Annotated in this window: 9 protein-coding genes and 1 pseudogene; 3 read left to right on the top strand and 7 right to left on the bottom strand. The window is 66.4% G+C overall.

What is annotated here, in order from left to right; genetic code table 11:
* Positions 1–684, top strand: a pseudogene (locus tag ALTAJ2_RS18315) (hypothetical protein); the annotation flags it as partial.
* Between the two features lie 322 nt (positions 685–1,006).
* Here the strand turns inward: ALTAJ2_RS18315 and ALTAJ2_RS19870 are convergent.
* Both ALTAJ2_RS19870 and serS read right to left on the bottom strand, forming a co-directional pair.
* Complete coding sequence (locus tag ALTAJ2_RS19870) at positions 1,007–1,153, bottom strand: hypothetical protein (protein WP_007110271.1); 147 nt, start codon at positions 1,151–1,153, stop codon at positions 1,007–1,009.
* Between the two features lie 117 nt (positions 1,154–1,270).
* Positions 1,271–2,650 carry a serine--tRNA ligase gene (gene serS / locus ALTAJ2_RS18310; protein WP_007110272.1) on the bottom strand — a complete coding sequence of 460 codons (1,380 nt, stop codon included), beginning with the start codon at positions 2,648–2,650 and terminating at the stop codon, positions 1,271–1,273.
* Positions 2,651–2,773: 123 nt separating this feature from the next.
* On the opposite strand from serS, the gene ALTAJ2_RS18305 reads away from it, so the two are divergent.
* Positions 2,774–3,982, top strand: a complete 1,209-nt coding sequence (locus ALTAJ2_RS18305; RefSeq protein ID WP_049900782.1) for a potassium channel family protein — start codon at positions 2,774–2,776, stop codon at positions 3,980–3,982.
* A gap of 114 nt (positions 3,983–4,096) precedes the next feature.
* On the opposite strand, the gene ALTAJ2_RS18300 is transcribed toward ALTAJ2_RS18305, so the two are convergent.
* The 4 genes from ALTAJ2_RS18300 to ALTAJ2_RS18285 form a co-directional block, all read right to left on the bottom strand.
* Positions 4,097–4,678, bottom strand: coding sequence for a magnesium transporter (locus ALTAJ2_RS18300; protein WP_007110274.1), 582 nt, complete (start codon positions 4,676–4,678; stop codon positions 4,097–4,099).
* Positions 4,678–5,253: a magnesium transporter gene (locus ALTAJ2_RS18295; RefSeq protein WP_007110275.1), complete on the bottom strand. Its 576-nt coding sequence runs from the start codon at positions 5,251–5,253 to the stop codon at positions 4,678–4,680. Before ALTAJ2_RS18295 ends, ALTAJ2_RS18300 begins: the two co-directional genes overlap by 1 nt.
* 137 nt (positions 5,254–5,390) lie before the next feature.
* Positions 5,391–5,819: a fluoride efflux transporter CrcB gene (gene crcB, locus ALTAJ2_RS18290; RefSeq protein WP_007110276.1), complete on the bottom strand. Its 429-nt coding sequence runs from the start codon at positions 5,817–5,819 to the stop codon at positions 5,391–5,393.
* Entirely contained in the window at positions 5,816–6,223 is a 408-nt protein-coding gene (locus ALTAJ2_RS18285) for a fluoride efflux transporter FluC (RefSeq protein WP_007110277.1), read from the bottom strand. Before ALTAJ2_RS18285 ends, crcB begins: the two co-directional genes overlap by 4 nt.
* Before the next feature lie 226 nt (positions 6,224–6,449).
* On the opposite strand from ALTAJ2_RS18285, the gene ALTAJ2_RS18280 reads away from it, so the two are divergent.
* Complete coding sequence (locus tag ALTAJ2_RS18280) at positions 6,450–7,385, top strand: cation diffusion facilitator family transporter (RefSeq protein WP_007110279.1); 936 nt, start codon at positions 6,450–6,452, stop codon at positions 7,383–7,385.
* A 51-nt stretch (positions 7,386–7,436) separates the two neighbouring features.
* Here ALTAJ2_RS18280 and ALTAJ2_RS18275 read toward each other — a convergent pair whose 3' ends face one another.
* Positions 7,437–8,600, bottom strand: coding sequence for a sensor histidine kinase (locus ALTAJ2_RS18275; protein WP_007110280.1), 1,164 nt, complete (start codon positions 8,598–8,600; stop codon positions 7,437–7,439).
* Positions 8,601–8,718 lie beyond the last annotated feature (118 nt).

Here is an 8,718-nt window from a genome sequence, read left to right as displayed (position 1 = left end):
GCCCTCGCCGATTACACCATCGATGACGGTGGTGACGGCGGTAACGACACGGTCGCGGAGATCAACGCCATCGTCGAGGACATCAACGCGAAACTCGAGAACGTCGATCCGGTCGGCACGATCGAGGACACCAGCGACGAGACGATCGGTGCGCTCATCGACGAGATCTTCACGCAGGTCACGGCTGAGATCGAGGCCCAGGCCGGCGTCGAGTACGATGTTAGCACGCCCGCGGAGGCACGGGAAGCCGCCGAGGACGCCTCGCTTCCGCCGATCGCGGACGCGCTGAACAACGCGGCCGACGCCGTCGAGGAGATCGCAGCCCTCGCCGATTACACCATCGACGACGGCAGCGACGGCGACGGTGGCGACGGTGAGAACGACGATAGCGACACGGTCGCGGAGATCAACGCCATCGTCGAGGACATCAACGCGAAACTCGAGAACGTCGATCCGGTCGGCACGATCGAGAACACCGACGACGGGACGATCGACGATCTCGTCGCGGAAATCTTCACGCAGGTCACGGCGGAGATCGAAGCCCAGTCGGGAATGGAGTACGACGTGAGTACGGTCGCGGAGGCACGAGAGGCGGCCGAGAACGCCCCGCTTCCGCCGATCGCGGACGCGCTGAACAACGCGGCAGACGCCGTCGAGGACATCCGGAACCTGGCCTCCCAGTAGCGCTTGCGACGGTGACGCGGACGACCGGTCCGCGGAGCGGACGCCGAACACCGACGGCGATCCCGACGCGGTAGCACCCCCGAATCGGCCGCCGGGACACGCCCCGGCAGCTGGTCCGCCGTCGGCACCACCCCCGTCGAGTCAGCGCGTCGGAAACGCACCCGCCGCGGCCGACTGACTCGATGGCTGTTCTGGGACCGTCTCAGTCGCTCGGTGCTGTGTGCCGCCCGAGCGATCGTCGCCACTGCCCGTCACTGTACACCTGACAGCACGACGGTTGCGATTAGCGTGTCAATCAGTGGTTGAGACCACCCGCCGGCCGTCACGCCGTCAACACCTTCCTGTAGAACGGAAGCATGACGGCGAAGACGAACACCGCGACCCACCACGGAAACAGGACCAGCGCGCCGACGATGAACAGCACCCCGATGATCGATGCGATCACTTTCTGCCGGAGATCGATGTACATACCTGTCGACTCTGCTTCCGAAGTATAGTCGTTTCGTTGACAGTGGCCGGACCCGCTCGAGCATCGGACTCGATGCCGCCGGTCGGCGTCCCCCTGACACGACGGTGCCGGGTGTCGCTACTCGCGTTCGCCCGCGCCGAGCGCCGACTCGCCGACCTTTTCGTGGCCCTCGATGACCGCTTTGCCGCCCATATACGGGCGCAGCGGTTCGGGGATCGTCACCGTGCCGTCCTCGTTCTGGTAGTACTCGAGGATGGCTACCATCACGCGCGGAATCGCCAGGCCCGAGGCGTTCAGGGTGTGGAGGTACTCGGCCGATTCGTGGCGTTCGGGTCGGTAGCGAAGGCCGGCGCGGCGGGCCTGGAAGGCCTCGAAGTTCGAGGCCGAGGAGACCTCGAGCCAGCGGCCGCCCTCGTCGGGACCGTCGTCCATGTCGTCGCCGGGAGCCCACACCTCGATGTCGTAGGTCTTGGCGCTGGCGAAGGTCAGATCACCGGTGCAGAGTTCGAGGATGCGGTAGGGGAGCCCGAGCCGTTTGAGGACGTCCTCGGCCTCCGCGAGGAGGTTCTCGAGGCGGTCGTAGCTCTCCGACGGTTCGACGAAGTTGACGAGTTCGACCTTGTTGAACTGGTGGACCCGGACGATCCCGCGGGTTTCGGTGCCGTGCTCGCCGGCCTCCCGGCGGAAGTTCGGCGTATACGCCTGGTGTTTGAGCGGGAGGTCGTCCTGCAGGAGGATCTCGTTGCGGTACATGTTGGTCACCGGGACCTCCGCCGTGGGACAGAGCCAGAGGTCGTCGTCCTCGTACTCCTCCTCGTTGCTGCCGCCCACTCGGTAGGCGTCATCGGCGAACTTCGGGAGCTGGCCGGTGCCGCGCATCGACGCGCTCGTGACCGGAACGGGCGGGAAGAGGTCGACGTACCCCTGCTCGCGGTGGATGTCCATCATGAACTGGATCAGGGCGTGCTCGAGCTGTGCGCCCTCGCCCTTGAGGAAGTAAAAGCCCGCTCCGGTCGTCTTGGCGGCGCGTTCCTCGTCGATGATGTCCAACTCCTCGCCGAGTTCGTAGTGGGGCGTGATGTCATCGGGCAACTCGTGTGCGTCGTCGAATCCCCAGCGCCGATCCTCGACGTTGTGGCGTTCGTCGACCCCGAGCGGGACGCTTTCGTGGGGGAGTTGCGGGATCTCGAGCATCCGCTCCCGGAGCTCCGCCTGGAGCTCGACGGCTTCTTCCTCGACGTCCTCGATCTCGGCTTTGAGTTCCCGCGAGCGCTGGATGGCCTCCTCCCGCTTCTCGTCTTTGCCTTCGGCGACGAGTTCGCCGATCTGCTTGGTGATCTGGTTACGATCGTGGCGCAGGTCGTCGCCGCGAGCTTTGAGTTCCCGCCAGCGTTCGTCGAGCTCGAGGAGTTCGTCGAGATCGACGTCGGCCCCGCGGTCGTCGAGGGCGTCGCGTACCTCGTCGGGATTCTCGCGCAGATGGGTCCGGTCGAGCATTGGTGTTGGTCGTCCGTTCTTTGTGCCCGGGCAAAACCGTGTCGGAAGGCCGCGTCGTTCGATCGCCCGCCCGAGACGCCCCAGCGGGAAACGCTTTTTCCGCGGGCCACCCTCTCTCGAAGTATGGACCCGCTCGAGGGCGAGACACCGTCGGCTCCGATCGAGTACGAGCCCGTCAGCGTCAAGGACGTGCTGGTGGAGATGAAAGACACCGCCGAACTGTTGATCGACCTCTCGTACTCGGCCGTGCTCCACCAAAGCGAGCAGCTCGCGACGGAAGTCCTGCGCCTGGAAGAGCGGATGGACGTCCTCGAGATGCGGGCGCGGATGAGCCTCCTGATGGCCGCCCGGAAGCCAGCGGACGCGGAACAGCTCGCCCCAGTCCTCGGGATCGTCGGGGCTGCGGACGGGATCAGCGACGCTGCGGGTGACATCGCGAAGATCGTTCTCGAGGATATGGGCCTCCCCGAGGCGATGCGCGCGGCGCTGCCCGATGCCGCGGAGGCGCTCCTCCGGGGAGTCGTCGCAGTGGACTCGGCCTACGCCGGCCGGACGCTCCAGGACATCGACCTCGAGTCGATGACGGGCGTGCGCGTGATCGCACTCCGGCGGGGCAGCGACTGGCTGCTCAATCCGGGGCCGACGACCCGCATCGAGGCCGACGACGTCGCGCTCCTCCGAGGCCCCGAGTCGGCGATCGGCGACGTCTGCGAGGAACTGACCGGCGAGGCCTACGAGGCACCGACCGCCGAAACGCCGGATATCGACGATCTCGAGCGTGCCGTGGATACGATCATCCACATGAAGGATTTCTCCGAGTTGGCGGTCGATCTGGCCTACAGCAGCGTGCTGTTCGACAGCGAGGAACTGGCCGAGGAGGTCCGGAATCTCGAGGTCGAGGTCGACGCGATGCAATCGCGCTTCGAGGCGTGGACGCTTCGGGCCGCCGCGGACGCGACCGACCCGGTCGTTCTCCGCGGGTTGATCCAGTTGGGGAGCTGTACGGAGCGGATCAGCGACGCCGCGATCGAGATCAGCGAGGGCGTCCTCAGGGAGATCGACGTCCACCCGGTGGTACAGATGGCCGTCCAAGAGAGCGACGAGATCATCACCCGCGTCGAGGTCGGCACGGGGAGCGATCTCGACGGGACTGCGGTGACCGCCGGCGTTCCCGACGCCGATTCGACGATGTCCGTGATCGCCATTCGGCGGCCCGACGAGGGCTGGTTGTTGGTCGCGGACGCCGACGCGGAACTGCGCGGCGGCGACGTACTCATCTCCAAGGGGACCCGGACGGCCGCGGCGGCGTTTCGTGACCTCGCGTCCGCGTAGCCCCGACGCGGTCCGTCGTCACGACCCGTCGGCTTCCTCCGTTTTTACGTACCGCTGGTCACAAAGCGGAGCGATGACGGGAGGGCGTCCGACTCTGCGCTTCGGGACGATCCGTTAGTTCAGGACGACGATCGCGACCCCCGAGAGGACGATCACGCCGAGGATGTCACAGACGTTCGTGACTACCGGGATCGTCGTGTCGTCCGGGTCCAGCCCCTGCGTGTAGGAGATATAGGTCGCCGCGATACTGAGCACGATCGCGATCACGGCCAGGAGCAGCCCGCTGACGATCGAGATGAGCATGAGGTCGGCCAGTGCCATCGGTTCGGCGACGACCTGTCCGACGGTCCAGGCCGCGACGCCCAGCGCCGAAAAGATCGTCGCCGCCAGTCCCATGATCGCCAGGACGTTCGTCCACAGGACCTCGTCGCGCGGATCGAACTCGAGCAGGCCCAGATGGAGTCGCGTCGAGAGCCGCGAGGAGAGGATCGCACCGAGGTTGCCGCCCATCCCGATCATGACGGGGACGAGCACCAGCAGCGTCGGGTTGGAGAGGTAGGTTTCTTCGAGTGCCTCGAGAACGTAGCCCGATCCCATCTCGAGCAGCGAGAGGACGAGCAGGATGGGAAACATCGTGGTCACGATGCTGCGGATCGACCAGGTATCGAGCGGCTCTTCCGGGCCCCCGGCCGCCATTAGAAGATCCCCCCCACGACGGTGATCGCGACGAAGAGGAAGACGACGCCGAAGATGTCGCCGAGCGTGGTAACGATCGGGCCGATCAGGTTGTCCGGATCGAGCCCGTATTTGTAGCTCGCGAACACCAGTCCCAGCAGTCCGAAGATCAGTGTCACGGAGGTGAGGACGCCGGAGACGAGCATGATGCCGACGAGTTCAACCAGTCTGGCCGATTCGCGACCGAGCGCGTGCAGAATGCCCCACGAGAGGACCGCGATGACGACCGAGATCCCGATGCCGTTGATAAACGAGGCGACGACGGCGTTGACCAGCCGCCGGTCCCACGAGAACTCGGGGTCGATCATCCCCTGGTGGAGTCCACTCGAGATGCGCGCCCCCATCGCGCCGTAGACGTTCCCTCGCGTCGCGAGGAAGGCGGGAAGCAACAGTAAGAGCCCGGGGAACCGCTCGAACCCCTCGGTCATCCCCGCCGATCCGAGGACCGATCCGGCGAAAATCCCGCCGGCGAGGCTGACCACGAGGATCGGCAGTGACTCGCGGTAGATCCGCCACGCGTCTTGGCGAGCCTCCATACTGTCGTCTCACGGAATCCGGACATAAACCTACCGCGGGTCGAAGGCGATCCGACCGCGCGAGGTCGTGGTGGTCGGACCCACTCGTGACGGTTCGCTAACCGGTCGTGGCCCGCGTTCGGCGGGGAGTGCGACGCTCAGAGGGCGGTGACAGCGACGAGTAGCCACGCCAGTCCGATCGCCGCGAGCGAGCACGCGAGGGTCACCGCGGCGTTGGCGACCGCGAGGGCTCGCTCGCCGCGCTCGTACAGTCGGACCGTCTCGACCGAAAACGAGGAAAACGTCGTGAACGAGCCACAGATACCGGTCCCGACGAGTCGGAGCGTCGACCCGCCCGCGCCGGCGAAGACCACGAGGCCGAGGACGAAACTGCCGACGACGTTGACCGCGAACGTCGCCAGCGGGACCCGCTCGCTCGAGAGCCGTTCGGACACTCGTTTCGTGGCCACGTATCGAAGGATCGCTCCGATCGCTCCGCCGGTGCCGACGACGTGGGCCGGATCGGGGTCGACGGTGAGGACTGTTCGACCGAGCACGTCGATCCCCTCGAGAAGGAGCACGCTCATGTGGTCTCACCACCGGTCGGCCGCGGCACGCCCAGTCGACGCGCGAGCAATCGGCCGACGAGGACGCCGGCGAGGCCGAGCCCGTAGTTCGCGGCGACGATGCCGCCCAGCGCGAGCGGACGCGCCGCGAGCGCGGTCTGGAGCGCGAACGTGCTGTAGGTCGTCAGCGAGGAGAGCACCCCCGTGGTGAAGACGAGTCGAGTCCGTGCGGTCAGGCGGTCCGCGTAGTCGGCTTCGTAGACCAGGAAGGCGAGGACCGCGCTTCCGACGGCGTTGACCAGAACGATCGACGGCACGTCGGGAATCAGCCCCATCGCGAAAAAGCGGAGGTTCGAGCCGGCGAACCCGCCGACGGCGATCAGTGCGAACGTCTCGAGGCGAACGAGTGGATGTGCGTCTGCCATGGCTGGGACTCACGCAGGGACCGTCAGCCGGACGACGCTCGGCGAGTCCGTGCTCCGGACGCGGTCGACGTCGCTGCCGGCGGTTGGGTCGGGCGGGCCCCATCGCCCGGTCGTTTCGTCCCTCTCGTGGCCACCCAATGAGGGTTGTGATCGGTGCCCGATCGACGGCCCGTGCCTCGAGCGGGGAAGGAAAAGAGCCAAGGTTAGACTGCCTCTAAACCGAGTCATGTCCGAAGCGGACGCGGCGGACGGCGGGCGACGCGGGTTCGCGTGGGCGTCGTGGGCGAACGTCCTCGGGAACATCGCCAAGATCGTCGCCGAGGGCGGTGTGGGGTTCGCGTTCGGCAGCGTCGCCCTGCTGGCCGACGCGGCTCACTCGCTGGCCGATCTCGTCGCCAGCGTCGTCGTCCTCGTCTGGGGGCGGAGCGCGTTCGACGAACCCGACGATACGCATCCTCACGGGCACGACCGGATCGAGCCCCTGACGGCGCTGTTTGTCGGGGCCATCATCGCACTGTTGGGATTGAACCTGCTCTACCGGTCCGGTCGGGGACTGCTGTACGGAACCGACATCGAGTTCAGTCCGTTACTCCTCGCGGCCCTCGGGTTCTCGATCGTCGACATGTATCTGGTCTATCGCTACACCGTGGCGATCAACGAGCGCCTGCAGTCGACCGCGCTCGCGGCGCTCGCGAAGGACTGTTTGAACGATATCTACACCTCGGTCGCCGCCATCGTGGGCGTTCTCGGCGTCCTCGTCGGCTCTCCGATACTCGATCCCGTCGCCGGCGGCCTCGTCAGTCTGCTGGTCGTCTATCAGGGTGTCGAGATCGGCAGGGAAAACGTCGATTACCTCATCGGTGCCGCGCCCGGTCCCGAGAAGCGAGGGGAGATCACGGCCGCCCTCCGGCGTCATCCGGCCGTCGCGGGCGTCCACGACCTGACCGTCTTCTACGACGGCACGGTTCTCGAGGTCGAAGTCCACGTCGAGGTCGACGGCGACATGCCGTTCCGGGAGGCCCACGATATCGAGTCGGAACTGGTCGCTCGACTGCGGAGTCTCGAAGACGTCGGCGACGCCCACGTCCACCTCGATCCCTCGGGCATCGGCGAGTGGAAGGAATCGGCCGACGAGTGCGAGAGCCGTGACGGTCCCAACTGAATCGACTCACACGGATTGCATAGCCGTCGTGTATTCAAGGATCTCTGACGATCAGTGGCGACCGTAGTCGGACGCCTCGGCATCGTCGGCGACCGAAGCGCGGGGCAACGCTACGACGAAGACGCTCCCGTCGGGGCCGGTGTCGGCCAGGTCGACGGTGCCGCCGTACCTGTTCGCGAGGATGCGCGAGAGGTACAGGCCGAGTCCGTGGTTGGTCGACTTGCGTTCGAACAGCCTCGCCCGCTCTTTGTCGGGAATCCCGGGGCCGTCGTCGGCGACGGTAACGGTGACGGTCTCGGGTTGCTCGTCGACGGTCACGCGGACGTGTGGCGTCGCGGCGTCGGCGTGTTCGATCGCGTTCTCGAGGAGGTTCGAGAAGATCCATTTGAGCCCCTCGTTGCCCTGGACGTGAGCCGACGCGGGGCACTCGATATCGATGACGGCCTCGTCGAAGCGTGAACGACATTCGGCCACCTGTGCCGTCAGTAACGCGGTGAGGTCGACGGTCGAGTGCGTCTCCGGCCCCCGGTTCGCCTCCAGCATCGCCCGGATATCGTCGATGACGTCGACGAGGTCGTCGCTCTCGCGTTCGACCGTCTCGAGGCGCGTGCGAACCCGCTCGTCGTCACACTCCGCCTGCAGCAGCGACGCGTGGCCGCTGATTATCTGTGCGGAGTTCAACACCTCGTGCCGGAGGAGGTCGTTCAGGTACAGGAGCAGTTCGCGCTCGTTCGCGAGTTGGTCGGCACGGACGGTGGCGACCGTCGCCTCGACCTCGCGCTGGATCGCCCGCGCTTCGACGTACCCGACGGCGAAGCCGCCGACCGCACCCGCATTGACCGAGAAGTGCGCCCAGGAGATGTTGCCCGCCAGGCTGTACCAGGGAAAGAAGACCATCATCAGGAGGTTGATGGCCAGGAAGCCGACCGATCCGCCGACACACCACTGGAGAATCCGAGCGTACCGGCTCGTCTCGATGTCGCTTCGGTCGAGTCGGTAGCCGCCCCAGATCAGCCCGAGAGCCGGTCCGCCGGTGAACGCGGCACTGAGCAGGAGGCCCGGAACGTCGATCGTTCCGGCAAACGCGACCGTCCAGCCGACGAGGGAGAGCGCCGAGAGTCCCCCGAACCAGCCGATGATCGGTGGCACGTACTCCTGTTTGAGCCACGACCGGGAGGACTCGGTGCGGGGCCGGGCCGGCGTATCGTGGCTCATGTCGGCTCGGGAACACGGCGTGGTTCGGCGTCGATTCGACGCATCTATGCTGTCCAAGAAGGCGGTGTGTGAAGTCTGTAACGGCCCCATACCCGGGCGGGTCGCCGCGACGCGAGCT

The sequence above is a fragment of the Natrinema altunense genome, from assembly GCF_000731985.1.
GTDB classification, from domain to species: domain Archaea; phylum Halobacteriota; class Halobacteria; order Halobacteriales; family Natrialbaceae; genus Natrinema; species Natrinema altunense.
The sequence above is the reverse complement of the archived record's forward strand: the minus strand, read 5'-3'. Positions and strand labels throughout refer to the sequence as shown.

Coding starts and splice junctions, on each gene's coding strand:
- ALTAJ2_RS19870 (WP_007110271.1), bottom strand. CDS start 1,153: ATGTACATCGATCTCCGGCAGAAAGTGATCGCATCGATCATCGGGGTG.
- serS (WP_007110272.1), bottom strand. CDS start 2,650: ATGCTCGACCGGACCCATCTGCGCGAGAATCCCGACGAGGTACGCGAC.
- ALTAJ2_RS18305 (WP_049900782.1), top strand. CDS start 2,774: ATGGACCCGCTCGAGGGCGAGACACCGTCGGCTCCGATCGAGTACGAG.
- ALTAJ2_RS18300 (WP_007110274.1), bottom strand. CDS start 4,678: ATGGCGGCCGGGGGCCCGGAAGAGCCGCTCGATACCTGGTCGATCCGC.
- ALTAJ2_RS18295 (WP_007110275.1), bottom strand. CDS start 5,253: ATGGAGGCTCGCCAAGACGCGTGGCGGATCTACCGCGAGTCACTGCCG.
- crcB (WP_007110276.1), bottom strand. CDS start 5,819: ATGAGCGTGCTCCTTCTCGAGGGGATCGACGTGCTCGGTCGAACAGTC.
- ALTAJ2_RS18285 (WP_007110277.1), bottom strand. CDS start 6,223: ATGGCAGACGCACATCCACTCGTTCGCCTCGAGACGTTCGCACTGATC.
- ALTAJ2_RS18280 (WP_007110279.1), top strand. CDS start 6,450: ATGTCCGAAGCGGACGCGGCGGACGGCGGGCGACGCGGGTTCGCGTGG.
- ALTAJ2_RS18275 (WP_007110280.1), bottom strand. CDS start 8,600: ATGAGCCACGATACGCCGGCCCGGCCCCGCACCGAGTCCTCCCGGTCG.